General features: G+C 64.5%; 21 protein-coding genes. 12 read left to right on the forward strand and 9 right to left on the reverse strand.

What is annotated here, in order from left to right; genetic code table 11:
• Window positions 1-17 precede the first annotated feature (17 nt).
• From algG to RIN61_RS07185, 9 genes are all read left to right on the forward strand, one after another.
• Window positions 18-1,577 carry a mannuronan 5-epimerase AlgG gene (gene algG, locus RIN61_RS07145; protein WP_207877941.1) on the forward strand — a complete coding sequence of 520 codons (1,560 nt, stop codon included), beginning with the start codon at window positions 18-20 and terminating at the stop codon, window positions 1,575-1,577.
• 13 nt (window positions 1,578-1,590) lie between these two features.
• A complete protein-coding gene (locus RIN61_RS07150; RefSeq protein WP_112250239.1) occupies window positions 1,591-3,033 on the forward strand; it encodes an alginate O-acetyltransferase in 1,443 nt (480 codons plus the stop codon).
• Between the two features lie 7 nt (window positions 3,034-3,040).
• A complete protein-coding gene (locus RIN61_RS07155) occupies window positions 3,041-4,144 on the forward strand; it encodes a mannuronate-specific alginate lyase (protein ID WP_112250237.1) in 1,104 nt (367 codons plus the stop codon).
• Window positions 4,145-4,329: 185 nt separating this feature from the next.
• Window positions 4,330-5,787, forward strand: a complete 1,458-nt coding sequence (locus RIN61_RS07160) for an MBOAT family O-acyltransferase (RefSeq protein WP_112250235.1) — start codon at window positions 4,330-4,332, stop codon at window positions 5,785-5,787.
• Between the two features lie 10 nt (window positions 5,788-5,797).
• Window positions 5,798-6,955: an alginate O-acetyltransferase gene (locus tag RIN61_RS07165; protein WP_112250233.1), complete on the forward strand. Its 1,158-nt coding sequence runs from the start codon at window positions 5,798-5,800 to the stop codon at window positions 6,953-6,955.
• Window positions 6,956-6,974: 19 nt separating this feature from the next.
• Window positions 6,975-7,622 (forward strand): alginate O-acetyltransferase AlgF, encoded by a 648-nt coding sequence (locus tag RIN61_RS07170; protein ID WP_087500486.1) that lies wholly within the window; start codon window positions 6,975-6,977, stop codon window positions 7,620-7,622.
• A gap of 35 nt (window positions 7,623-7,657) precedes the next feature.
• On the forward strand, window positions 7,658-9,112 hold the full coding sequence (locus RIN61_RS07175; protein ID WP_112250231.1) for a mannose-1-phosphate guanylyltransferase/mannose-6-phosphate isomerase: 1,455 nt from the start codon (window positions 7,658-7,660) through the stop codon (window positions 9,110-9,112).
• A gap of 235 nt (window positions 9,113-9,347) precedes the next feature.
• Window positions 9,348-9,812, forward strand: a complete 465-nt coding sequence (locus tag RIN61_RS07180; protein WP_112250229.1) for a multidrug transporter — start codon at window positions 9,348-9,350, stop codon at window positions 9,810-9,812.
• 150 nt (window positions 9,813-9,962) lie between these two features.
• On the forward strand, window positions 9,963-10,775 hold the full coding sequence (locus tag RIN61_RS07185) for an SDR family oxidoreductase (RefSeq protein WP_112250227.1): 813 nt from the start codon (window positions 9,963-9,965) through the stop codon (window positions 10,773-10,775).
• A gap of 130 nt (window positions 10,776-10,905) precedes the next feature.
• On the opposite strand, the gene RIN61_RS07190 is transcribed toward RIN61_RS07185, so the two are convergent.
• From RIN61_RS07190 to RIN61_RS07210, 5 genes are all read right to left on the reverse strand, one after another.
• The gene (locus RIN61_RS07190; RefSeq protein WP_207877934.1) at window positions 10,906-11,700 is read right to left on the reverse strand and encodes an SDR family NAD(P)-dependent oxidoreductase; all 795 of its coding nucleotides are present in this window, start codon (window positions 11,698-11,700) and stop codon (window positions 10,906-10,908) included.
• 140 nt (window positions 11,701-11,840) lie between these two features.
• The gene (locus tag RIN61_RS07195) at window positions 11,841-13,289 is read right to left on the reverse strand and encodes an efflux transporter outer membrane subunit (protein ID WP_313856454.1); all 1,449 of its coding nucleotides are present in this window, start codon (window positions 13,287-13,289) and stop codon (window positions 11,841-11,843) included.
• A complete protein-coding gene (locus RIN61_RS07200) occupies window positions 13,286-14,347 on the reverse strand; it encodes an HlyD family secretion protein (protein ID WP_112250223.1) in 1,062 nt (353 codons plus the stop codon). The genes RIN61_RS07195 and RIN61_RS07200 overlap by 4 nt, the downstream gene beginning before the upstream one ends.
• Before the next feature lie 28 nt (window positions 14,348-14,375).
• Entirely contained in the window at window positions 14,376-15,917 is a 1,542-nt protein-coding gene (locus tag RIN61_RS07205) for an MFS transporter (protein ID WP_112250222.1), read from the reverse strand.
• A gap of 235 nt (window positions 15,918-16,152) precedes the next feature.
• Window positions 16,153-17,061, reverse strand: coding sequence for a LysR family transcriptional regulator (locus tag RIN61_RS07210; protein ID WP_112250221.1), 909 nt, complete (start codon window positions 17,059-17,061; stop codon window positions 16,153-16,155).
• Between the two features lie 271 nt (window positions 17,062-17,332).
• Here RIN61_RS07210 and RIN61_RS07215 point away from each other — a divergent pair, with 271 nt between their 5' ends.
• The gene (locus RIN61_RS07215; RefSeq protein WP_063913353.1) at window positions 17,333-17,782 is read left to right on the forward strand and encodes a universal stress protein; all 450 of its coding nucleotides are present in this window, start codon (window positions 17,333-17,335) and stop codon (window positions 17,780-17,782) included.
• Between the two features lie 85 nt (window positions 17,783-17,867).
• Here the strand turns inward: RIN61_RS07215 and RIN61_RS07220 are convergent, their stop codons facing one another.
• The 4 genes from RIN61_RS07220 to RIN61_RS07235 are packed head-to-tail and all read right to left on the reverse strand — an operon-like array spanning window position 17,868 to window position 22,647.
• A complete protein-coding gene (locus RIN61_RS07220; RefSeq protein ID WP_112250220.1) occupies window positions 17,868-18,728 on the reverse strand; it encodes an efflux RND transporter periplasmic adaptor subunit in 861 nt (286 codons plus the stop codon).
• A gap of 10 nt (window positions 18,729-18,738) precedes the next feature.
• The gene (locus RIN61_RS07225; RefSeq protein WP_008097766.1) at window positions 18,739-18,939 is read right to left on the reverse strand and encodes a DUF1656 domain-containing protein; all 201 of its coding nucleotides are present in this window, start codon (window positions 18,937-18,939) and stop codon (window positions 18,739-18,741) included.
• A gap of 4 nt (window positions 18,940-18,943) precedes the next feature.
• Window positions 18,944-21,121, reverse strand: a complete 2,178-nt coding sequence (locus tag RIN61_RS07230; RefSeq protein WP_313856458.1) for an FUSC family protein — start codon at window positions 21,119-21,121, stop codon at window positions 18,944-18,946.
• Window positions 21,118-22,647, reverse strand: a complete 1,530-nt coding sequence (locus RIN61_RS07235; protein WP_207877930.1) for an efflux transporter outer membrane subunit — start codon at window positions 22,645-22,647, stop codon at window positions 21,118-21,120. Before RIN61_RS07235 ends, RIN61_RS07230 begins: the two co-directional genes overlap by 4 nt.
• A gap of 191 nt (window positions 22,648-22,838) precedes the next feature.
• On the opposite strand from RIN61_RS07235, the gene RIN61_RS07240 reads away from it, so the two are divergent.
• Both RIN61_RS07240 and RIN61_RS07245 read left to right on the forward strand, forming a co-directional pair.
• Entirely contained in the window at window positions 22,839-23,786 is a 948-nt protein-coding gene (locus RIN61_RS07240) for a LysR family transcriptional regulator (RefSeq protein ID WP_313856461.1), read from the forward strand.
• Between the two features lie 179 nt (window positions 23,787-23,965).
• Window positions 23,966-24,940: a 2-hydroxyacid dehydrogenase gene (locus tag RIN61_RS07245; RefSeq protein WP_207877928.1), complete on the forward strand. Its 975-nt coding sequence runs from the start codon at window positions 23,966-23,968 to the stop codon at window positions 24,938-24,940.
• Window positions 24,941-25,031: the final 91 nt, after the last annotated feature.

Below are 25,031 nucleotides of genomic sequence, written 5' to 3' on the forward strand. Positions count from 1 at the left end.
GTAGAGGACTTACCGTTATGAACCTTCACCCGCACTTACGTCACAGCCTGTTGGCCAGCGCCTTGCTGCTGGCCAGCGGCCTGGTGGCTGCAGCAGAGCCCAAGGTGATCGCCAAGGAGCTGCAGCAGGCCAAGACCTACACGGTCTCCAGCGCACCGGTCGAGCCGCTGCACATGGACCCGCCGAAGCTGCCCGACCTGACCGGCTACACCGCCGAGGCGGTGCAGAAGAAAATCGACCGCCGCCACAAGGGCAAGGTCAGCCTGCGCCGCATGTTCCAGGAGGACACCCTCAAGGAATTCGTCGGCGGCGACAACAAGGCGGCCGAATGGGTCCAGCGCCAGCATGGCATTCCGCAGGCGATCTTCGTCGATGACGGCCATGTCGACCTGGTCGAACTGAGCAAGAAGGTACCCAAGCAGTACCTCAGCGAAGTCGAGCCGGGCGTCTACCTGGCGCGCCTGCCGATCGTGGTCGGGCAGAAGGGCATCCTCGAGATCGACGGCAAGGTCAAGCAGCTGCGCCTGTCCCAGGAAGGCGGTTCGTTCCTGGTCAACGACGGCAAGCTGTTCGTCACCGACACCCAGGTGACCGGCTGGAGAGAAAAGGACAACGGCCCGGCGACCTTCCGCTCGCCCAAGGAATTCCGCCCGTTCCTGTTGTCGTGGGGCGGCACCGAGACCTACATCGTCAACACCAAAATGGCCAGCTTCGGCTACGCCAAGTCCAAGTCGTACGGCGTCAGCATTTCGCAGTACACGCCGAACATGGCCAAGCGCATGGGCCGCCCGGAGCCTACCGGCTGGATCATCGGTTCTGAATTCAGCGACATGTGGTACGGCTTCTACTGCTACGAAACCCAGGACTTCGTGGTCAAGGACAGCACCTACCGCGACAACATCGTCTACGGCATCGACCCGCACGACCGCTCGCACCGGCTGATCATCGCCGGCAACACGGTGTACGGCACCAAGAAGAAGCACGGCATCATCGTCTCGCGTGAAGTCAACGACAGCTGGATCATCAACAACAAGAGCTTCGACAACAAGCTCTCGGGCGTGGTGATCGACCGTAACAGCGTCAACAACCTGATTGCCTACAACGAGATCTACCGCAACCACACCGACGGTATCACCCTGTACGAAAGTGGCGACAACCTGATCTGGGGCAACAAGCTGATCAACAACCGCCGCCACGGCATCCGCGTGCGTAACAGCGTGAACATCCGCCTGTACGAAAACGTCGCCATGGCCAATGGCCTGGTCGGCGTGTACGGGCACATCAAGGACCTGTCCGACACCGACCGCGACATCGCCCTCGACCCGTTCGACACCAAGGTGTCGCTGATCCTGGTCGGTGGCGAACTGGCGGCCAACGGCTCCGGCCCCTTGTCCATCGACTCGCCGCTGTCGGTCGAGCTGTACAAGGTAAGCATGCTCGCCCCGCGCAAGGCCAGCGGCATCAGCCTCAACGGCATCCTCGGCGAACGCCAGGACGAAATCCTCGACCTGCTGGTACGCCAGCAAAAGGCTGTGCTGATCGACCCGGTCGAACGCCAGACCGAAATGATCGATTAAGGAAGCCCAGACCATGACTCCACATCTGATGAAACTGCTGGGCCTGTCCGCTGCCCTCCTGGCGATCAGCCAGGGCGTGCGCGCCGAAGACGTCAAGGCCCCTACCTTCAGCGCCGAGCCTTGCTGCCAGCTGTGCCCTGAAGCGCATGACGCCAGCCGCTACACCACCCGTTACCAGCAGAACTTCACCACGCTGGTGCAAGCCCAGGGCGACTGGCTGTTCCGTACCCGCGAAGACCTGCGCACCGAGTTCAATACCACCCCGGCCGGCTACAAGCGCCTGCAGCAAGTGCACGACGCGTTCAAGAAACGCGGCGTGGAACTGGTGGTGGTGTACCAGCCGACCCGTGGCCTGGTGAACCGCAACATGCTCAACCCGGCGGAAAAAGCCGCCTTCGACTACCAGAAAGCCCTGGGCAACTACCAGGCCATGCTCAAGCGCTTTGCCAGCATGGGCTACAACGTGCCCGACCTGTCGCCGCTGACCAACGAACAGCTGGCCGCCGCCGACCAGGGCAAGGACTTCTACTTCCGTGGCGACCAGCACTGGACGCCTTACGGCGCCGAGCGCGCGGCAAAGATCGTGGCCGATACCGTGCACAAGATGCCGGCCTTCGAAGGCATCCCGCGCAAGGAATTCGAAACGAAAAAGTCCGGGCGCATGGGCAAGACCGGCACCTTGCATAACGTCGCCGGCCAAATCTGTGGCACCAGCTACGCAGTTCAGTACATGGACCAGTTCGCCACCGAGCCGAAAGGCTCCGACGGTGGCGGTGACGACCTGTTCGGTGACGCCGGCAACGCGCAGATCACTTTGGTAGGTACCAGCCACAGCGGCAAGAACTACAACTTTGCGGGCTTCCTGCAACAGTACATTGGTGCCGATGTCCTGAACGTGGCCTTCCCTGGCGGTGGCCTGGAAGGCTCGATGATCCAGTATCTGGGCAGCGAGGAATTCCAGAAGAACCCGCCGAAGATCCTGATCTGGGAATTTTCCCCACTGTATCGCCTGGACCAGGAAACCATCTGGCGGCAAATCCTTGGCCTGCTCGACGACGGCTGCGATGACCGCCCGGCCCTGATGAGCGCCAGCGCCACCCTCAAGCCCGGCAAGAACGAGCTGATGGTCAACGGCAAGGGCGGTGTGATCAAAGACCTGATCAACCGCAACATGCAGATGGACGTCAAGTTCGAAGACCCGTCGGTCAAGGTGCTGCAGGCCACCCTCTGGTACCTCAACGGCCGCCATGAGGACATCAAGCTGGAAAAACCGGAAACCTCCGACACCGACGGGCGCTTCGTCTTCCAGATGCGCGAAGACGAGGACTGGGCCAGCCAGAGCCTGCTGGCGTTCGAGGTACAGGGGCCGGAAAGCGGTACCCAGAAAGTCGAAGCCAAGCTCTGCAAACGCAACAACTTCGCCGTGCCCGCGCAGACTGCGCAGGCCGGCCAGTGAGGCGACCATGATCCCGTTCAAGCGAATTTCCCGCCCCGCCCTGCTTGCCCTGGCGTTGTGCGGCGGTGCCGCGCACGCCGCGCTGGTACCGCCCCAGGGTTACTACGAGGGGATCGAAAAGCTCAAGACCGGCGACGGCAACTTCCGCTGCGAGGCTGCCCCCAAGCCGTACACCGGCGCCCTGCAGTTCCGCAGCAAGTACGAAGGCTCGGACAAGGCGCGGGCAACGCTCAATACCGACTCGGAAAAGGCCTTTCGCAAGTCCACCGAAGACATCACCACCCTTGAGAAAGGCGTGAGCAAGATGATCGGCCAGTACATGCGTGACGGCCGCCCGGCGCAGCTCGACTGCACCTTGGCCTGGCTGGGCAGCTGGGCCCGCGCCGATGCGCTGATGTCCACCGACTACAACCACACCGGCAAGTCGATGCGCAAATGGGCGCTGGGCAGCATGAGTGGTTCGTGGCTGCGCCTGAAATTCTCCAATTCGCAGCCGCTGGCCGCGCACCAGGCCGAGGCCGAGCTGATCGAAAAATGGTTCGCCCGCCTGGCCGAGCAAACCGTGCGCGACTGGAGCGACCTGCCACTGGAAAAGATCAACAACCACAGCTACTGGGCGGCCTGGGCGGTAATGGCCAGCGCCGTGGCCACCGACCGCCGCGACCTGTTCGACTGGGCCGTGAAGGAATACCGGGTTGGCGCCAACCAGGTCGACGAGCAGGGCTTCCTGCCCAACGAACTGAAGCGCAAGCAACGCGCCCTGGCCTACCACAACTACGCCCTGCCGCCGTTGGCGATGATCGCCAGCTTCGCCCAGGTCAATGGTGTGGATGTGCGCGGCGAGAACAATAACGCCCTGCAGCGCCTGGCGCAGCGGGTGCTGAACGGGTCGAAGGACCCCAGCGAGTTCAAAGCCCGCAATGGCGAGAAACAGGACATGAAAGACCTGAAGATCGACAGCAAGTACTCGTGGATGGAGCCCTACTGCAGCCTGTATGCGTGCAATGGCGACACCCTGCAACGCAAGCGCGGCATGCAGCCGTTCAACAGCTTCCGGCTGGGCGGCGACCTGACCCGGGTCTATGACCCGAGCGCAGAATCGAAAAAGTAACGCAAAACCCCTGTGGGAGCGGGTTTACCCGCGAAAAGGCCAGACCTGCCATGTGCGGTGCCTGTGCCGGCCTCTTCGCGGGTAAACCCGCTCCCACAGGAATCTAGGTAGCCCGCCACACTTGTTGTGTGGGGGGTTTGGGGGGCGCTTTGCCCCGGATGCTGTGAACAAAAAGGAGAACCGGGATGGTCTTCTCGTCCAACGTGTTCCTGTTCCTGTTCTTGCCGATCTTCCTCGGCCTGTACTACTTGAGCGGGCAACGTTATCGCAACCTGCTGCTGCTGGTCGCCAGCTACATCTTCTACGCCTGGTGGCGGGTGGACTTCCTGGCCCTGTTCGCCGGGGTCACCCTGTGGAACTACTGGATCGGCCTGAAAGTCGGCGCCGCCGGTGTACGCACCAAGCCCGCGCAGCGCTGGCTGCTGCTCGGCGTCGGTGTCGACCTGGCGATCCTCGGCTACTTCAAGTACGCCAACTTCGGCGTCGACAGCCTGAACGCGATCATTTCCTCGTTCGGCCTGGAGCCGTTCATCCTCACCCACGTGCTGCTGCCGATCGGTATCTCGTTCTATATCTTCGAGTCGATCAGCTACATCATCGATGTGTACCGCGGCGACACCCCGGCCACCCGCAACCTGATCGACTTCGCGGCGTTCGTGGCGATCTTCCCGCACCTGATCGCCGGCCCCGTGCTGCGCTTCAAGGACCTGGTCGACCAGTTCAACAACCGCACCCACACCTTGGACAAGTTCTCCGAAGGCTGCACCCGCTTCATGCAGGGCTTCATCAAGAAAGTGTTCATCGCCGATACCCTGGCGGTAGTGGCCGACCACTGCTTCGCCCTGCAGAACCCGACCACCGGGGATGCCTGGCTCGGCGCCCTGGCCTACACCGCGCAGCTGTACTTCGACTTCAGCGGCTACAGCGACATGGCCATCGGCCTGGGCCTGATGATGGGCTTCCGCTTCATGGAGAACTTCAAGCAGCCGTACATCAGCCAGTCGATCACCGAGTTCTGGCGGCGCTGGCACATCAGCCTGTCGACCTGGCTGCGCGACTACCTGTACATCACCCTGGGCGGTAACCGCAAAGGCACCTTCAACACCTATCGCAACCTGTTCCTTACCATGCTGCTGGGTGGCCTGTGGCACGGCGCCAACTTCACCTACATCATCTGGGGTGCCTGGCACGGCATGTGGCTGGCCATCGAGCGCGCGCTGGGCCTGGACACCAACCCGCAGCGCTTCAACCCGGTGAAGTGGGCCTTCACCTTCCTGCTGGTGGTGGTCGGCTGGGTGATCTTCCGCGCCGAGAACCTGGAAGTGGCCGGTCGCATGTACGGCGCCATGTTCAGCTTCGGCGACTGGCAGCTGTCGGAACTCAACCGCGCCCAGCTCACCGGCCTGCAGATAGCCACCCTGGTGGTCGCCTACATCACCCTGGCGTTCTTCGGCCTGCGCGATTTCTACCGCAACGCCCGGCCAACGCCCAAGGCCACCCCGGTGGAGATCAACAGCGACGGTTCGATCGGCCTGGACTGGACCCGGGTGATGACCCGCGCCCTGGTGCTGCTGCTGTTCGTGGCCTCGATCCTCAAGCTTTCGGCGCAGAGCTATTCGCCGTTCCTTTACTTCCAGTTCTGAGGTTGATGACATGACCCGGACATTACGCATTACCTATTCGCTGTCGTTCCTGGGCCTGCTGGTGGGCATGGGCGTCTGGTCCACCGGTGGCCTGCAAAGCTTCCAGCGTACCGAGCAGATGACCCTGCTCAACGGCAAGCTGGCCAAGGCCGCCGAGACCCATTACGACGAGCAGTTCCCGATCAAGCGCCTGGGTACCAACCTGTGGGCGGCAATGGACTTCAAGCTGTTCAACGAAGGCCGCCCCGGCGTGGTGCTGGGCCGCGACCAGTGGCTGTTCAGTGACGAAGAGTTCAAGCCCACCGCCGGTGCCGAGCAGCTGATGCAGGAAAACCTGGCGCTGATCCGTGGCGTGCGTGACACCCTGCAGCAGCACGGCAGCCAGCTGGTGCTGGCGATCGTGCCAGCCAAGGCGCGGGTGTACGCCGAGTACCTGGGCAAGGAGCTGCCGACCAGCCTGCATGACGACCTGTACAACCAGTTCCATGCCCAGGCACGCCAGGCCAACGTGTTCGCCCCGGACCTGATGGCCCCCATGGAGCAGGCCAAGGCCCGCGGCCAGGTGTTCCTGCGCACCGACACCCACTGGACGCCGATGGGCGCCGAAGTGGCGGCGCAGGCACTGGCTGAAGCAGTCAGCCGCCAGAGCCTGCTCAACGGCGACCCGCAGGCGTTCATCACCGAAGCCGGCAGCACCGCGCCATACAAGGGCGACCTGACCAACTTCCTGCCACTGGACCCGCTGTTCAGCAACCTGCTGCCGGCCCCGGACAACCTGCAGCAGCGCACCACTCGCCCGGTAGAAGCCGAAGGTGAAGCCGGTGACGCACTGTTCGCCGACACGCAGATCCCGGTTGCACTGGTGGGCACCAGCTACAGCGCCAACCCGCACTGGAACTTCCTCGGCGCGCTGCAGCAGGCCCTGCGCAGCGACGTGGCCAACTACGCCGAAGACGGCCATGGCCCGCTATTGCCGATGCTCAAGTACCTGCAAAGCGATGCCTTCAAGAATGCCGCACCCCAGGTGGTGGTGTGGGAATTCCCCGAACGTTATCTGCCAATGAAGAACGACCTCAGCAGCTTCGACCCGCAGTGGATCGCGCAGCTGAAGAACTCCCGTAAATCCGAAGAAAACCTGGCCTTGTCGTCCACCCGGACGAACCATTGATAAAGAGAGGAACACGCAAATGACTACCAAGACTTCCATTGCCAAAGCCCTCACCCTCGCGGCCGGCCTGTCCCTGGCCTCGATGCAGGCCTTCGCTGGCGCCGACGCCGCGCTGTACGGCCCGAGCGCACCGAAAGGCTCGACCTTCGTGCGCCTGTACAACGCCTCCAGCGCACCGACCGCAGCGTCGGTCGGCAACACCCAGATCAAGCAGGTTGGCGCCCAGGCCAGCAGCGACTTCAGCTTCCTGCCAGGGGGTGATTACACCGCCCAGGTCGGCGGCAAGAGCGTGCCGGTCAAGCTGGCTGCGGACAAGTACTACACCTTGGTCAACAGCGCCAGCGGCAACCCGCAGCTGATCGAAGAGCCGCCGTTCAAGAACAAGCAGAAAGCCCTGGTTCGCGTGCAGAACCTGAGCGACCAGCAACTGACCCTGAAGACCGCCGACGGCAAGACCGAAGTGGTCAAGCCGGTGGCCGCCAACGGCCGTGGCGAACGCGAAATCAACCCGGTCAAGGTCAACCTGGCGCTGTACCAAGGAGACAAGAAAGTGGGTGACGTGAAACCCGTCGCCCTGGAGCGCGGCGAAGCCGCAGTGCTGTACGTAACGGGTTCCGGCAACGCCTTGTCGCCGGTGTGGGTAACTCGCCCCGTGGCTAGCAACTGATTCCCCTGCCTCTCAACGACTATTGGAGAAACATGATGATCCCGGTAATTCTTTCTGGTGGTAGCGGTTCCCGTCTGTGGCCTCTGTCGCGCAAGCAGTTCCCTAAACAGTTCCTGGCCCTGACCAGTGAACACACACTGTTCCAGCAAACCCTCGAGCGCCTGGTGTTCGAAGGCATGGAGACGCCGATCGTGGTCTGCAACAAGGACCACAAGTTCATCGTCCAGGAGCAACTGGCCGCGCTGAAGCTGGAAACCCAAGGCATCCTGATGGAACCGTTCGGCCGCAACACCGCGCCGGCCGTGGCCATGGCTGCCATGAAGCTGGTCAACGAAGGCCGCGACGAGCTGATGCTGGTGCTGCCCGCCGACCACGTGATCGATGACCAGAAGGCCCTGCAACGCGCCCTGGCCCTGGCCACCGTGGCCGCCGAGCGCGGCGAGATGGTGCTGTTCGGCGTGCCGGCGACCAAGCCGGAAACCGGCTACGGCTACATCCGTTCCAGCCAGGACGCCCTGCTGCCTGAAGGCGTGGCGCGCGTGGCACAGTTCGTCGAGAAGCCCGACGAAAAACGCGCCGCCGAGTTCGTCCAGGCCGGTGGCTACTTCTGGAACAGCGGCATGTTCCTGTTCCGTGCCAGCCGCTTCCTCGAAGAGTTGAAGAAGCACGACGGCGACATCTACGACACCTGCGTACTGGCGCTGGAGCGCAGCCAGGAAGACGGTGATGTGCTGAGCATCGACGAAGCCACCTTCGCCTGCTGCCCGGACAACTCCATCGACTACGCGGTGATGGAAAAGACCCAGCGCGCCTGCGTGGTGCCGATGTCGGCCGGCTGGAGCGACGTGGGCTGCTGGTCGTCGCTGTGGGAAGTGCACGAGAAGGACGACAACGGCAACGTCACCAAGGGCGACGTGGTGGTGCAGGACAGCCACAACTGCATGATCCACGGCAACGGCAAGCTGGTGTCGGTGATTGGCCTGGAGAACATCGTGGTGGTCGAGACCAAGGACGCCATGATGATTGCCCACAAGGACAAGGTCCAAGGCGTCAAGCAGATGGTCAAGACCCTCGACGAGCAGGGCCGCAGCGAAACCCAGAACCACCTGGAAGTGTATCGCCCGTGGGGCTCGTACGACTCGGTGGACATGGGCGGCCGCTTCCAGGTCAAGCACATCACCGTCAAGCCAGGTGCCAGCCTGTCGCTGCAGATGCACCACCACCGCGCCGAGCACTGGATTGTGGTGTCCGGCACCGCCGAGGTTACCTGTGACGAGAACGTGTTCCTGCTGACCGAGAACCAGTCGACCTACATCCCGATCGCGTCGGTGCACCGCCTGCGCAACCCGGGCAAGATCCCGCTGGAGATCATCGAAGTACAGTCCGGCAGCTATCTGGGCGAGGATGATATCGAGCGGTTCGAGGATGTGTACGGCCGTACCTCCACGCCGATCGAGCGTGGTGTTTCGGTGAAGACCATCGCGCAGTAAGCAAGACCCGGGGGCCGCTTCGCGGCCCATCGCCGGCAAGCCAGCTCCCACAAGTACCGCGCAGAACTCAGGAATGTGCGATCCCTGTGGGAGCTGGCTTGCCGGCGATGGGCTGCGTAGCAGCCCTGTCAGCGCTATCTGACAGGCATTACGACAAAGCCCTCCCCGCTTTTGAGCCCACTCCCATTTCGGGCTACGATGGTCAGACCCCGCGCAATCAAGGTCTGCCCGCCCCATGATCATCGGTGCCTTCCTCATCCTCACCTGGCTGGTGCTGCTGTTGCGCTACCCGGCCAAGGCCCTGCCGATCTCGCTGGCTGCCGTTTGTGGCCTGGGCCTGGTGGCCCTGTTCGTGGTCTGGCAGGACACCCGCGAAACCTCGCAACTGGCCCGCCTGGACCTGCGCCTGACGTATGCCCCCGAACACTGCCCTGCCGACCGAGCCCTGCAAGCAAGCGTAAGGAACGGCAACGAAGTGCCGCTCACCGAATTGCGCTGGCGGGTGGCGGCGTATGCGCCGGGCGATACCGTGAACCTGGCGGAGAACACCTACAACGCCCCGCGCTACCGCGGACCGGGTGAGTTGCAGCCAGGGGCGGAGTGGAAAGACTGCCTGCCACTGCCGCCACTACGCTCCGGGTACCGGCCGCAGACTCTGGAGTTTCGCGCAGAGCACCTGCAAGGTACGTTTGCCAACTAATGTATCGCCTGTGCCGGCCTCTTCGCGGGCTCGCCCGCTCCCACCGATACTCCAAAGCCCTCAGATTCTGTGGGGACTCTGTGGGAGCGGGTTCACCCGCGAATAGGCCAACACAGGAAAAAACCAATCCCCTGACAACAGGCCCCAACCATGCCCACCGTCCTTATCACCGGTTGTTCCAGCGGCATCGGCCGCGCCCTGGCCGACGCCTTCCGAGATGCCGGCCACCATGTCTGGGCCACCGCCCGCAAACCTGAGGATGTCGAGCAACTGAACGCCGCCGGCTTCACTGCCCGGCAACTGGATGTGAACGATAGCGAAGCGCTGGACCGCCTGGCCGAGGAACTGGAAAACCTCGATATCCTGATCAACAACGCCGGCTACGGCGCCATGGGCCCGCTGCTCGATGGCGGTGTGGATGCCCTGCGCCAGCAGTTCGAAACCAACGTATTCGCCGTGGTCGGCGTTACCCGCGCATTGTTTCCACTGCTTCGCCGCTCACGGGGCCTGGTGGTGAACATCGGCAGCGTATCAGGCGTGCTGGTCACCCCGTTCGCCGGCGCCTACTGCGCCTCGAAAGCAGCCGTGCATGCCCTGAGCGATGCCTTGCGCCTGGAACTGGCGCCATTTGGTGTGCAGGTAATGGAAGTGCAGCCAGGAGCGATTGCCTCGCAGTTCGCCAGCAATGCCCAGCGCCAGGCCGAGCAGGTGCTGGCGGCGGATTCGGCATGGTGGCCGTTGCGCGAGCATGTGCAGGCACGGGCGCGGGCATCGCAGGACAAGCCGACCTCGGCGGCGGTGTTTGCCCAAGGCGTGTTGGCGGCGGTCGGGAGGTCGCCGGTGCCGGCGGTGGTGCGGTTGGGGAATGGCAGCACGGCGTTGCCGTTGATGGCCCGGCTACTGCCGCGGCGGGTGCTGGATTGGGCGTTGCGCAAGCGGTTCGGATTGTTGCGCCCGCTCTGATTGATTGGTTGCCTGTGCTGGCCTCTTCGCGGGTAAACCCGCTCCCACAGGTACCCCACAGAGTTTGAGACCTGTGCGATACCTGTGGGAGCGGGTTTACCCGCGAAGAGGCCGGAACAGGCAAACCAGATCAGGCAATGGAACGCAGCACGCCGCCGTCAACCCGCAAGGCAGCCCCGGTAGTGGCACTGGCCTGCATCGACGCCAGATACACCACCATGTTCGCCACCTCCTCCACCGTCGCCAGCCGCTTGATCAGCGAGGTCGGCCGGTGCTCCGCCAGGAAGTTGGCTTCCAGCTCTGCAGTCGACACCCCCTGCTCCTCGGCCAGCTTGGCAAAGAAGTCGCCCACACCTTCCGAACGTGTAGGCCCCGGCAACACCGCATTCACCGTCACCCCTGTGCCAGCCAGGGTCTCGGCCAGCCCGCGCGACACCGCCAGCAACGCCGTCTTGGTCATGCCGTAATGAATCATCTCGGTCGGGATCTGCAGCGCCGACTCACTGGACAGGAATACCACCCGTCCCCAATTGCGCTCGGCCATGCCTTGGGCATAGTGGCGCGACAGGCGAACCGCACTGAGCACATTGACGTCGAAGAAACGCTGCCAGTCCTCATCCTCGATCTCGAAGAACGGCTTGGGCTCGAAGATGCCCAAGTTGTTGACCAGGATGTCGGTATGCGGCACCTGGTCGAACAGCGTCTGCGCCCCGGCCTGGGTACCCAGGTCGGCAGCGATGCCGATGATGCGCGCCTGTGGCAGACGCTCGCGCACAACTTTGAGGGCTTCGTCGACCCGGGCCTGGGTACGACCGTTGAGGACCACTTCGGCCCCCGCCTCGGCCAGGCCGATGGCGATGGCCAGGCCGATGCCCGCGGTGGAGCCGCTGACGATGGCGCGCTTGCCGTTCAGGGAAATGTGCATCTGTGCCTCCTCGTCTGTCTGGGAAATCGCAGGGGTCTGCTTTGCAGCCCATCGCCGGCAAGCCAGCTCCCACAGGAATGCCAGCGCTGTACCTGTGGGAGCTGGCTTGCCGGCGATGGGCTGCAAAGCAGACCCCGTCTTTATGCTTTCGCTGGCTGCTCATCAAACGCCTGCCAGCCACCACCCAGAGCCTTGTACAGCCCCACCAACGCCTGCGACACCGCCGCCGAACTGTCGATCCACTGCTCCTCGCTGGCCAGCAGGGCACCCTGCACCGTCAGCACATTGAGAAAGTCCACCGCCCCTTCCACATACTGGCGCTGGGCAGTTTCCAGGGCGATGCGGTTCTGCCGCACCGCCTCGGCCAAATGGTCGCGGCGCAACTGGCTGGCGTTGTACAGGCGTAGCACATCGTCGATTTCATGCCAGGCCCCCAGCACCACCTTGCGGTAGTTCAGCGCCGCTTCCTGCTGCTGCGCCTCGCGCAGTTCCAGGGTGCCCTTGAGCCGGCCACCCTCGAAGATCGGCAGCGACAGCTGCGGCCCGAAGGCGAAGCGGCGCGAATCCCAGGCGCCGAAATCGGACAGCTGCATGGCCTGGAACCCGACACTGCCCGACAGCCGGATGCTGGGGTAGAAGTCGGCCTTGGCCACGCCAATGCTGGCGGTGGCGGCATGCAGGCGGGCCTCGGCCTGGCGAATGTCCGGGCGGCGTTCGGCCAGTTCGGACGGCAGGCCAATGGCGAACTTCTGCTGCGGCGCAGGCAGTTCGCCGCCCTGCAGCAACTCGGCCTGCAGGCTGCGCGGCGGTTCGGCGGCGAGCAGGCTGAGGGCGTTGATCAAGTCATCGCGCCGCGCTTCCAGGCTTGGCAGGCGCGACTCGATCGAGGCGACCTGGGCACTGGCCTGGGCCACGTCCAGGCGCGTGGCGACCCCTTCGGCCTGGCGGTTCTCGGACAACTTCAGGCTGTGCTGGGCGACCTTGAGGTTGTCGCGGGTCACATCGATGGTGTGCTGCACGGCGCGCAGCTGGATGTAGTTGCCGGCGGTTTCCGAAAGCAATGCCAGCAGCACGCCGCGGCGGTCGTTCTCGGCCACTTCGACCGTGGCATCGGCAGCTTCGACCTGGCGCCGCACACGGCCCCACAGGTCCAGCTCCCAACCGGCCACCAAGTCGCCCTGCCAGAGGTTGAAAGCTTGCTTGCCCGCCTTGCCGGACGGGTCACTCAGGCCTTCGGCGCTGTTGCGCGCGCGGCTGTAGCCGGCGTTCACGTCCACCGCTGGTACTTCGTCGGCAGCCACGGTGCTGCGCAGGGCGCGGCTTTGCAGCAGGCGGGCACTGGCCATCTGCAGGTCGAGGTTGCGCTCGGCTACACGCTGGATCAAGGCACTCAGGCGGGCGTCGTGGAAGCTCTCCCACCAGCGCAGTTCCAGCGGTTCGGCCTGCGGCTGGCTGGCCGCCGCCTCGCCTAGCAGCGGCGCCCACTGTTGCGGTGCCTGGCTGTAAGGGCGCTGGAAGTCTGGGCCCAGGGTGCAGCCAGCCATCAACACGGCCAGCAGCAACGGGCTCAAGCGTAATGCCGGTTTCATCGTGCGCTTACCTCTTTGCCGTCCAGCTTGTCGCCACGGGTGTCGATGGTCGCTTCCACCGACATGCCCACGCGCAGGCGGGCAAGCAGCGGCTGGCCGTCATCGAAAACGATCTTCACCGGAATGCGCTGCACCACCTTGGTGAAATTGCCGGTGGCGTTATCCGGCTTGACCGCGGCGAAGGTCACGCCGGTGGCCGGGGCGATGCTTTCCACATGGCCTTGCAGCTTCTCACCGGCAAAGGTGTCGACGCTGATGCTCACGGCCTGGCCAGGCTGTACGTGGGTCAGCTGGGTTTCCTGGAAGTTGCCGACCACATAGGCTTGTTGCAACGGCACCACCGACAGCAGGCGGGCGCCCGGGTTGACGTAGGCACCGACACGCAAGGCGCGCTCGCCGACCATGCCGTCCACGGGCGCGGTGATGCGGGTATAGGACAGATCGAGCTGGGCCTTTTCCAGCCCCGCCTCTGCCCGCTTCAACTGCCCGTCGGCACTGGCCACCTGGGCGGTAAGGATATCCACCTGCTTGCGCGCCGCTACCAGTGCCGCCTGGGCATTGGCCAGGCGTGCGCGGGCCTGGTCGACCCCGCTGCGCGCCTGCTGGGCGTTCTGCACGGTGCCGGCACCCTGCTCGGCCAGGCGGCTGTAGCGGTTGACCTCATGATCAGCGAACGCTGCTTCGGCCTGGGCTGCTTTCACTGCAGCCTCAGCCTGGGCAATCAGCGACGCCTGGCGCTCGAGGGTGGCGCGGGCATCGGCGCTTTGCGCCTGGGCCACCAGCAACTGCGCCTGCGCGGCATCCAGCGCGGCCTGGTAGTCACGGGCATCGATGGTCGCCAGCAACTGGCCGGCCTTGACCTGCTGGTTGTCCTCCACCAGCACCTCCTTGATGAAGCCGGCGACCTTGGGCGCGACCACGGTGTAGTCGGCGACTACATAGGCGTCGTTGGTGCTCTGGCGGTGGTCGCTGCCGAACATCCAGGGGCCGACGATGCCGGCCAGGACAGCCACGGCAAGCACCGAGCCGATGAACAGGGTTTTGCGGTTGTTGGTCATTTCAGTGGTTCTCGAATTCATCCAGGGTTCAGGCCACCGCGCGCGGCGGATAGACCCGGGTAGGCACGAAAGGAATCAGGCAGATCAGGGCCACGGCAATGCAGGCCATGACCAGGTAGAGGTCGGCTGAGGTCAGCACCAGCGCCTGGTCGTGGATGCGCCTGGCCAGGCCGGCTGCGTTACCGTCGACCAGCGGGGCGTTGCCCAGGCTGTCCACCAGGTGGTTGGAATGAAAGTGCCGGCGCAGGGTGCCAAGGGCGTCCAGCAGGCCACCGGCGATCACCGCGGCCAGGCCCTTGACGGTGTTGAACCAGCTGGAGGCGAACGGGCCTTCCTGCGGGGTCATGCCGTTGGTGGACAGCATCAGCAGCGGCAGCACTGCCATTGGCTGGCCGAACACCTGCAGCAGGTAGAACGGGTAGAAGTCGCCACGGATCCACTCGCTGGTCAGCAGGCTGCTGCCGACACAGGACACCGCCAGCATCGCCAGGCCGATGCCCAGCACCCAACGGCAGTCCACCGCGCGGATGTTGCACAGCGCCGCCGTCAGCGGCAGGGCGATCAGCTGGGGCATGGCTACCAGCATCATCAGCGGGCTGGTCTGCGCCGGCCGGTAGCCCTGGATCTGCGCCAGGTAGGCCGACGGAATGCTGCCCACGCCCGAGAGCACGATCAGCACGCCGGCCAGCGTCACCAGGGCGAAACTCAGGTTGCGCCGCGACAGCATGCGCAACTGGAAGAACGGCAGCGGCTCGGACCATTCGTTGTACATGAACAGCACCAGCAACAGCAGGCCACCGCCAAGCAGCCAGCAGATCAGTGGCGAATCGAACCAGCCCCAGCGGTCACCCAGCGACAGGCCCAACACGATGCAGCTGATGGCGGGCAGGCCGAGCAGCACGCCGCGCCAGTCGAACTGCTTGAAGCGCTCCAGGCGCAGCGGGTCCTGCGGCAGGCCCCAGCCGACACAGAACATGGCCAGCAGCGAGGGCAGGATGATCTGCCAGAATGCCCACTGCCAGCCGACGTATTCGGTCCACAGCCCTGCCAGCGGCGTGCCGAGGTTGGGGCCGAAGGTGGCGGTGAGGGCATAGCAGGCCAGGCCATATACCTTGATGCCCGGTGGCAGGAAGCGCAGGGCCACGCTCATCAACATCGGTGGCAAGGCGCCAGAGGCGAAGCCCTGGAGTACACGCAGCAGCATCAGGCTGTGCAGGTTGGGGGCGAACGGTTGCAGCAGGCCGAGCACGGCGAACAGGCCGATGGCGCTCATGGTGAAGCGCCGCAGCGAGAACGTGGTGGCCAGCCATGGCGCGAAAGCCATGGCCGAGACCGAGGCGGCGCTGTAGACCGCCAGCAGCCAGGCGCCTTCGTCGGCGCCAATGCCCATGGCCCCACGGATATCGGCCAGGGAGATCTTGGTTACCGACTCGTTGAGGCCCGCGCACAACACGGCCAGCAGCACACCGAACAGCCCGACCACTACCTGCAGGCCGAACGCAGTCTGCGCAGGCGCGGCCGGCGCGGGCGCGGCGGCAACCACAGCAGACGGGGCGGACAGGGAACTCATGGGCAGACATCTCCAGCAACAATTTGCGACTGGAGCAAGTCTAAGAAGGTCGAATGCTGACGAAAACTGACTTATCGGTAGGTTTATGTTGCGTCAGGCGCAATCCAGAGTAATACCGCATCGCCCTCTTCGCGGGTAAACCCGCTCCCTCAGGTACAGAGCCTCTCTCAAGACCTGTGATATCCCTGTGGGAGCGGGTTCACCCGCGAAAAGGCCGGCCCAGGCAGACCATCACTCAAGGGTCGACACTGCAGCAAGCCTTCAGGGTCTGCCGCAACCACCGATGCGCCGGGTCATTGTGAAACCGTGGGTGCCATGCCTGCAGTACGGTCACCCGCTCCAGCGGCACCGGGATCTCGAACGAGCGCAGCGGCAGCCCGAGCTTGTGCACGCTGTTGAGGATGTTGGCCGGCATCGGCAGGATCAGGTCGGAATCCGGTAACGAGAACAGCGCCGAGTGGAAACTCGGGGTGATCAGCGCCACCCGCCGCTGCACCTTGAAGTTGGCCAGTTCCACATCGATCGGCCCATTGGCCCGTCCACGACGGGACACGCTGATCTGTGGATAACTGGCAAAACTGTGCGGCGTGATCGGCTGCTCGAAAATCGGGTGGTCGCGCCGCGCCAGCCCCACGTAGTAGGTCTGGAACAGGCTCTGCACCTTGATCTCCGGCCCCAGGTCCACGGTCGAACTGATGATCAGGTCGGTACGCCCGTCGCGCAGCACGCTGTCATCATCACCGCCGGGGCTTTCCGGCACGAAGCGCAGCACCGTGCGCGGTGCCTGCTCGTGCATGCGCCGCAGCAGCTGCGCGCCGTACAGGGCGATGAACAGGTCGTTGGTGCGGATGTTGAAGGCCCGGTCAAGCTTGGGCAGGTCGACTTCGTCGGCACTGCGGAACACCTCGCCCGCCTGTTCCACCAACGCGGCCACCTGCTCACGCAGCGCCAGCGCCCGCGGTGTCGGCACCAGGCCGCGACCGGCGCGCACCAGGATCGGGTCACCCAATGCATCGCGGATACGCCCCAGGGTCCGGCTCATCGCCGCCGGGCTGAGGTTCATGCGCTGCGCCGCGCCGACCACGCTGCCTTCATCGAGCAGGGCGTCGAGGGCGACGAGCAGGTTCATGTCCGGGAGTTGCATGGCTGTTTTCCGTTACAGCTGTGGGGAATGGCGATGGTAGCAGGTTGCTGGATTGCACCAGACGCAATGCGCTCGTGCGTGGTGGGGCATTTATCCTGAGGGTGGGTTGAGCCAAGAATGAGGAACGGCAGGTTCGGCCTCTTCGCGGGTGAACCCGCTCCCACAGAGACTGCACAGATTCTGAATATTGTGGCGCACCTGTGGGAGCGGGTTTACCCGCGAAGAGGCCAGAACAGACAACCCCTCAGCCAGCCTGGAACAAGGATTCCACATGCCCAGCCCCGTCCTGATCGCCATCGATGCCTCCCCTGCATCCACCGCCCTGCTCACCCTCGCCCGCCGCTACTGCCGCCCCGACGAGCACGAACTGCACGTGCTGCTGGCCATCGACTCTACCTTCGCCGTCCACGACCAGCCCGCGCCCTACACCGCCGAGGAACTGGAAGAATACCCCGCCGCCTGCGAAGAGCAGCACCAGGCCGACCAGGCCGTGGCCAAGGCGGTGCGCGAGCTGCAGCAAGCCGGCTTCGCCAGCCAGGGCTGCATGGTAGCCGGGCAGCCGGTCGAGGCGATCGTGGCCAAGGCGCAGGAACTGAATTGTGAACTGATCATCATGGGCCACCGCCACCTGTCGCGGCTGGGGCGGTTGCTGGACCCGTCGATCAGCGCCAAGGTGATTGATCGGGTGAAGGTGCCAGTGTTGGTAGGGGCTGCGAGCTAACTGCTCTGCGAGAAGTGTTCATTGCTCCTGGCCTCTTCGCGGGCAGCCCGCGAAGAGGCCAGGAGCCGCACTTCCTCACCCCGGCTCATCCCTCGCTCGGCTTCACCACCACCGTACAAGTCGTCCCCGCCGCCAGCAAGAACCCGTCCGGCACTTCATCGATATGAATGCGCACCGGCACCCGCTGCGCCAGCCGCACCCAGTTGAAGGTCGGGTTCACATCCGCGATCAATTCGCGGCTCTGCGGGTTGTCGCGGTCGTAGATGCCGCGGGCGATGCTTTCCACATGGCCCCTGATTCGCTCGCCGCTCATCATCTGCAGCTCGGCCTGGTCGCCCACCTTCACATGCGGCAACTTGGTCTCCTCGAAGAACCCGTATACCCAGAACGAATTCTCGTCGACCACCGCCATCACCGCTTCACCGGTACGCGCATAGTCACCTTTGTGGATATTCAGGTTGGTCACGTAGCCGTCCACCGTGGCCACGATATGCGTGCGCTTGAGGTTCAGCTCGGCCGCCGCCAGTTCGGCAAGGGCCTGCTGGTAATCCGCCTGGGCGGAGTTGGCGATGTTGCTGGCGTCGTCGCGGTTTTCCTTGGAGATCACCAGGTTGTCCATGTCGGCACGGCGCTTGGCGTTGACCTTGCGCATCTCCCAGGTGGCCTTGCGCGATGCAACCTGCGCCTTGGCCTGGTCCACCGCCAGCTGGTAGTGCTCAGGGTCGATCTGGATCAGCAGGTCGCCCTTCTTCACCCGCTGGTTGTCCTTGACCGGCACGTCCATCACATAGCCAGGCACGTCGGCAGCGACGTTGATGATGTCTGCACGCACACGGCCGTCGCGGGTCCATGGCGTGGTCATGTAGTGCAGCCACAACTGGCGACCGATCACCACGGCAGCGGCAAGCACCAACAGGGTGGCGACCAGGCTGAAGAACTTTTTCATCGAAGGATTCTCACCAGTAGAGCGACAGCGCCAGGGCGCCGAACAGGCAGACGAACAGGCTCAGACGCAGCAGCGCCGGGTGCCAGAAGAAGCGGTAGCCATCATGGCTGGCAATGAACCGGTCCAGGCCCCAGGCCAGGCCCAGGGCGAACAGGAACATCAAGGTCATGGTGGGCATGTACACGCCATGGAAGGCGATTTCACGGGGCATGGTTTCACGGAGCATCGTGCAGTCCTTTCGCCGGTGCCAACGGCGACTGTGGGTCGAGCAGGGAAGAACGGATGAAGTGCAGGTAGCTTTGTGCGCGGCGCAGCACCGACGTGTCGAAGTGGCGGGCGAAGGGCTCGTCGGTGGCCTGCACGCGGGCGATGGCGTGGTCCACGGCCACCAGCGCGCGTTCGTGGTTGCTGGCGCTGGGCTGCAGGAACAGCCGGGCCAGGGCACGGCCCATCACGCGGATTGCCTGGCGCCAGGGCTGCGATTCGGCGTAGGCCGGGTGCACCGGCGCACGGGCCTGCTCCTTGCGCAGCTCGATGATGGCATGGCCGATTTCCAGCACGGTGAACATCCAGCCCATCAACTGGCTCTGTACCTGCGGCTTGCCGGCTGCCAGGCCATAGGCCTGGTGCAGCAGGTCGCGGGTGCGGCTTTCGAAGGCCGTGCCGATGCCGCGCAGGCGGCCGCTGATGGCGAACAGCACCTGCTCGCGCAGCTCCTGCTCCAGGCGGCTCCACAGCCAGCGGCTGTTGGGCGGCAGGATGATCGCACCGGCAGCGGCACAGACGAACATGCCGATGACCATGCCGATGTAGTCGTTGATGAAGGTGTACGGGTCATACACGGTGAGGTTGTTCGGCACCGAACCGATGGCGAAGAACACCAGCAGGCCGATGCCGTAGCCGGCGTAGGCCGGCCGTGACGAAAGGAACGCGCCCAGCACGAACACCGGCGCCAGCACCATGCACAGCAGCGGGAAACCGTCGATCCAGGGGAACACGAAGAAGGTTTCGAAGAAGCCGACGAAGGCACCGATCGCCGTGCCGCAGGCCATCTGGAACGACATGCGCTTGGGGTTCGGCGAGGCCGCCGACAGGCCCACGGTGACGGTGGCGATCAGGGTCATCATGGCGCCGCTGGGCCAGTCGCTGAACAGCCAGTAGCTGCCCAGCAGCAACAGCACCGCCGAGGCGCGCACACCGGCGGCCAACGATACCAGCCAGCTGGTCTGCGCCACGTAGGGCTCATCCCACTGTTCGCGTTCGTGCCGGTGCGCTGCCAGCGAGGCGTGGGTTTCGGCGTAGCTGTACATCTCGTCGACGAAGCGGTAGAGCAGCTCGAAGGCGGTGTGGAAGTCGAGCAGGTCGGACTCGCTCGGCTCGGTTGCCAGGTACTCGGCGCGCAGGCCGCGCACCTGTGCCTGCAGGCCTTCTCTGTAGGCGGCCAGCTCCAGGGTCAGGCGCAGCGCATCGGCGTCGGTCAGCGCCCGGCCCACATAGGGCTGCAACAGCTCCACCAGGGTGTTCAAGCCCGGCTCGATCGCGCCGACGATCTGCAGCGGGCCGCGGGCGCGCAAGCGCTCCAGCAAACGGTGCAGGGCATTGAAGCGCGTGGTGATGGCCATGAACTCGCCGTTCATGCGCACCAGGCGACCAGAGCGCCGGCGCATGTGCGGGTCTTCGAAAGCGGTGACGTTGCGCAGGCTCTCCAGGCCCACTGCTTCAGCGACGAAGCGCACGTTGCTGCTCTCGAAACGGTCCCGCTGGCTTTCGCCGCGCAGGGCCTCGACAACCACCCCGGCGAACACGCCAAAGCGCTGGTACAAAGCGTTGCGCATGGCGGCACTGGCCGACTGCGGCAGGATCGCAGCGCTGACGAAGGTCGACACCAGAATGCCCAGGGCGATTTCCAGTACTCGCCATACCGCCGCCATGAACGCCTGGTCAGGGTGCTCCAGCACCGGCAGGCCGATCATTGCCGCGGTGTAGCCGGCCAGCACGAAACCATAGGCGCGGAAGGTGCGGTAGCGCATGGCTCCGGCCGAGCACAGGCCTACCCACAGGGCCAGGCTGGGCAGGAACAGCTCGGTGTTTTGCGGGAAGATGGCAATCAGCGCCACCATCATCGTCGAACCGGCCAGGGTGCCGAGCACCCGGTAGAAGCTCTTGGCGAACACATGCCCGCTTTGCGGCTGCATGACGATGAACACGGTGATCATCGCCGTGCGCGGTTGCGGCAGTTCCAGGCGCATGGCCAGCCACAGGGTGATGAACGCAGCGGCCAGCACCTTGAAAATGTACACCCAGGTCACCCCGTCGGTGCGCGCCCAGGCAAAGAAGCCCCGGCGCCATTCCAGGCTCTGCAGCCAGCGCACGGGCAAACTGGAAGTGCTCATTCGGCGTTATCCGGCTTCTTGTCGAAAATGGCCAGGGTGGCCGGGGTTTTCGGTGCGGCCTGGCGCTCCTCTTTCGGCACGTCCTGACCCGCCTGCAAGCCGCCGCCCAGGGCGGTGACCAGCTCGGCATGGGCAATCAGGCGGTTGGCCTGCACCTGCTGTTGCACCTGCTGCTGGCGGAACAACAAGGTCTGGGCGTTGAGTACGTTGAGGTAGTCGGTAAGGCCACGCTGGAACGCGACCATGGCGATGTCGTAGGTTTTCTGCGCGGCCGCGACCGATTCGGCGGCGAAGTGCGACTGCTCCTTCATCGACTCACGGCGGATCAGCTGGTCGGAGATGTTCTTTAGCGCACCGACAACGGTCTGGTTGTAGCGCGCCACGGCCACGTCATAGCCCGCCGAGGCCACGCCGAGCTGCGAGCGCAGGCGGCCACCGTCGAAGATCGGCAGGCTGATGGCCGGGCCGACGTTGTAGTTGAACTTGCGCCCGGTGAGGAATTCCAGCGGGCCACCACCGGTTGCCATGAAGCCAAGGCTGCCGACCAGGTCTACGTTGGGAAAGAAGCCGGCGTGGGCTACATCGATGCCACGCGCCTGGGCAGCTACCTGCCAACGGCTGGCAACCACATCGGGGCGCTGGCCGACCAGTTCGGCCGGCAGGTTCGACGGCAGTTTCAGCGGCGCGGCCAGGGCCAGGCTCGGGCGCTGCAACTGCGCACCCTCCCCCGGGCCCTTGCCGGCCAGGGCGGCCAGCTGGTTGCGGGCCAGGGCAATTTCTTCGTCGAGGCTGTCGAGCTGGCGGTGGGTTTCCGGCAGCGGTGCTTCGGCCTGGCTGACCTCGAAGTGGGTGCCGATACCGGCATCCAGGCGGCGCTTGGCCAGGGCAAGGATCTGCTCCTGCTGTTCCAGCTCGGCCTTGACGATGTCGCGCTGGGCAAAATGCAGGCTCAGCTGGATGTAGGCGCGCACCACGTTGTTCTGCAGCTCCAGCTGCGCCTGGCGGGCTTCGGCCACGCTCATGTGCGCCTGGTCCACGGCCTGCTCGCTGGCGTTGCGTTCGCGGCCCCACAGGTCGAGCGCATAGCTGAAGCCAATTGCGGCGTTGTTGTCCCAGGTATTGGCGCCGGACAGCGCGCCCGGGCCGTAGAACTGGTCCTCAGGCCAGTTGTGGCGCTTGAGCGTGGCCTGGCCGTTGGCCTGGAGCTTTTCCGCCGACTCGACCACGCCGGCCATGGCCTTGGCTTCGCGTACCCGCGCTGCAGCCATGGCCAGGCTCGGGCTGCCAGCCACGGCCAGGGCAACCCAGCGGTCCAGCTGCGGGTCGCCATAGGCGCGCCACCATTGCTGATCGGGCCAATGGGCGTCGGTCGCGGCTTCGCGTATGGCCGCGTCGGTGGTCAGGGTGTTGGCTTGCAGCGTCTTGCTTTGCGGGGCGATGCCCCAGGTTCCGATACAGCCGCTCAGGGCGAGGGCAAGGGCACAGGCACTGAACGCATTGAGCGTTCTGATGATGCGACGCGGCACAGCTGCGATTTCCCGAGGAAGAGGTGAAGAGGCCGGGCAATTCTAGGGGGCGGCAGCACTGGCGATAAGCGTGGATTCCTGCGAATCTTTGTTACCAAAACAGCGATAATCCGCCTTTGGTCGAAGGCAACTTTTCATCTCTTTTGCGTTACTTCGTGACACAATTTTGTCCTCTACATCGAGAGTGACCCATGGACACCCTGCAAAACATGCGTGCTTTCAGTTGCGTAGCCCAACTCGGCAGCTTCACCGCTGCCGCCGGGCAGCTGGATACGACCACCGCGAATGTGTCGCGGGCGGTCTCCAATCTGGAAGCCCATCTGCAAACAAGGCTGCTCAACCGTACCACCCGCCGCATTGCGCTGACCGAAGCCGGCAAGCGCTACCTGATGCGTTGCGAACAGATTCTTACCTATGTCGAAGAAGCCGAGGCCGAGGCCAGCGACGCCCATGCCCGCCCGGCCGGGCAACTGAAGGTGCACTCGATGACCGGGGTCGGCCAGCACTTCGTGGTCGACGCCATCGCCCGCTACCGCGAATCGCACCCGGACGTGACCTTCGACCTGACCATGGCCAACCGCGTGCCCGACCTGCTCGACGAGGGCTATGACGTGTCCATCGTGCTGGCCACCGAACTGCCCGATTCGGGGTTCGTGTCCCAGCGCCTGGGCATCACCTACAGCATCGTCTGCGCCTCGCCTGCCTACATCGCCCGCCACGGCGTGGCGCACAAGCCTGCCGACCTTCTCAAGCACGCCTGCCTGCGCATGGTCAGCCCGGTGATCCCGTTGGAGAAATGGCTGTTCGACGGGCCGGAAGGCCAGGAAATGGTCAACATCACCAGCTCGCCGTTCATGGTCAATACTGCCGATGCCATGAAGACTGCGATCCGTAGCGGCATGGGCGTAGGCGTGCTGCCGATCTATTCGGCCATCGAAGGCCTGCGCGATGGCAGCCTGGTGCGGGTACTGCCCGAGTACCGGCTGCAGGAGCTGAACCTGTACGCCATCTACCCGTCGCGGCAGTACCTGGATGCCAAGATCAAGACCTGGGTGGAGTACCTGCGCAACTCGCTGCCAGAGATTCTGGCAGCCCATGAGGCGGACCTGAGAACCCATCAGGTGATGATCGCCAACTAAAAAGCTGCTGCATTGCGGGGGCGGACAATGGTAGGTTGCTAACCATTGCCGGCCTCTTCGCGGGTAAACCCGCTCCCACAGGTACACCACAGCCTTCCAGGCCTGTGCAATACCTGTGGGAGCGGGTTCACCCGCGAAGAAACCATCACCGCCCCACCGCCTTGCAGAGAAGTTGCCCGATGAAAAAGACCGTCCTGGCCTTCAGCCGTATCACCCCGGCCATGGCCGAGCGCCTGCAGCAAGACTTCAACCTGATCCTGCCCAACCCCAAGCTGGGCGACATCAGCGCCCAGTTCAACGAAGCCCTGCCCGAGGCCCACGGCCTGATCGGCGTTGGCCGCAAGCTCGGCCGGGCGCAGCTTGAAGGCGCGGCCAGGCTGGAGGTGGTGTCCAGCGTTTCGGTCGGCTACGACAACTACGACCTGGACTACCTCAACGAACGCGGCATCGCCCTGACCAACACCCCCGACGTGCTGACCGAAAGCACCGCCGACCTGGGCTTCTCGCTGATCATGGGCTGCGCCCGCCGCACCGCCGAGCTGGATGCCTGGACCAAGGCCGGCAACTGGCAAGCTACCGTAGGCCCGGCGCACTTCGGCAGCGATGTGCACGACAAGACCTTGGGCATCGTTGGCATGGGCAACATCGGTGCCGCCATTGCCCGCCGCGGCCGGTTCGGCTTCAACATGCAGGTGATCTATTCCGGCAACAGCCGCAAGACCGCACTGGAGCAAGAGCTGGGCGCGCAGTTCCGCAGCCTGGAGCAACTGCTGGCAGAAGCCGATTTCGTCTGCATCGTGGTGCCGTTGTCCGATGCCACCCGCAAGCTGATCGGTGCGCGTGAGTTGCAACTGATGAAGCCGAGCGCGTTCCTGATCAACATCGCCCGCGGGCCGGTGGTGGACGAGGCGGCGCTGATCGAGGCACTGCAGAGCGGCACCATTCGCGGTGCGGGCCTGGATGTGTACGAGAAAGAGCCGCTGAGCGACTCGCCGCTGTTCAAGCTGCCCAATGCACTGACCTTGCCGCACGTTGGCTCGGCCACTGCCGAAACCCGCGAGGCCATGGCCAACCGGGCAATCGACAACCTGCGCGCGGCGCTGCTGGGTGAGCGGCCGCGGGACCTGGTGAATCCTCAAGTGTGGAAGGGCTGATAGCCTTTTACTGCCTGCACCGGCCCTTTCGCGGGTAAACCCGCTCCCACAGGTATTGCACAGGCGCTGAGGTCTGTGGGGTACCTGTGGG

The sequence above is a fragment of the Pseudomonas inefficax genome, from assembly GCF_032164165.1.
In the GTDB taxonomy this organism is placed as follows: Bacteria; Pseudomonadota; Gammaproteobacteria; order Pseudomonadales; family Pseudomonadaceae; genus Aquipseudomonas; species Aquipseudomonas inefficax.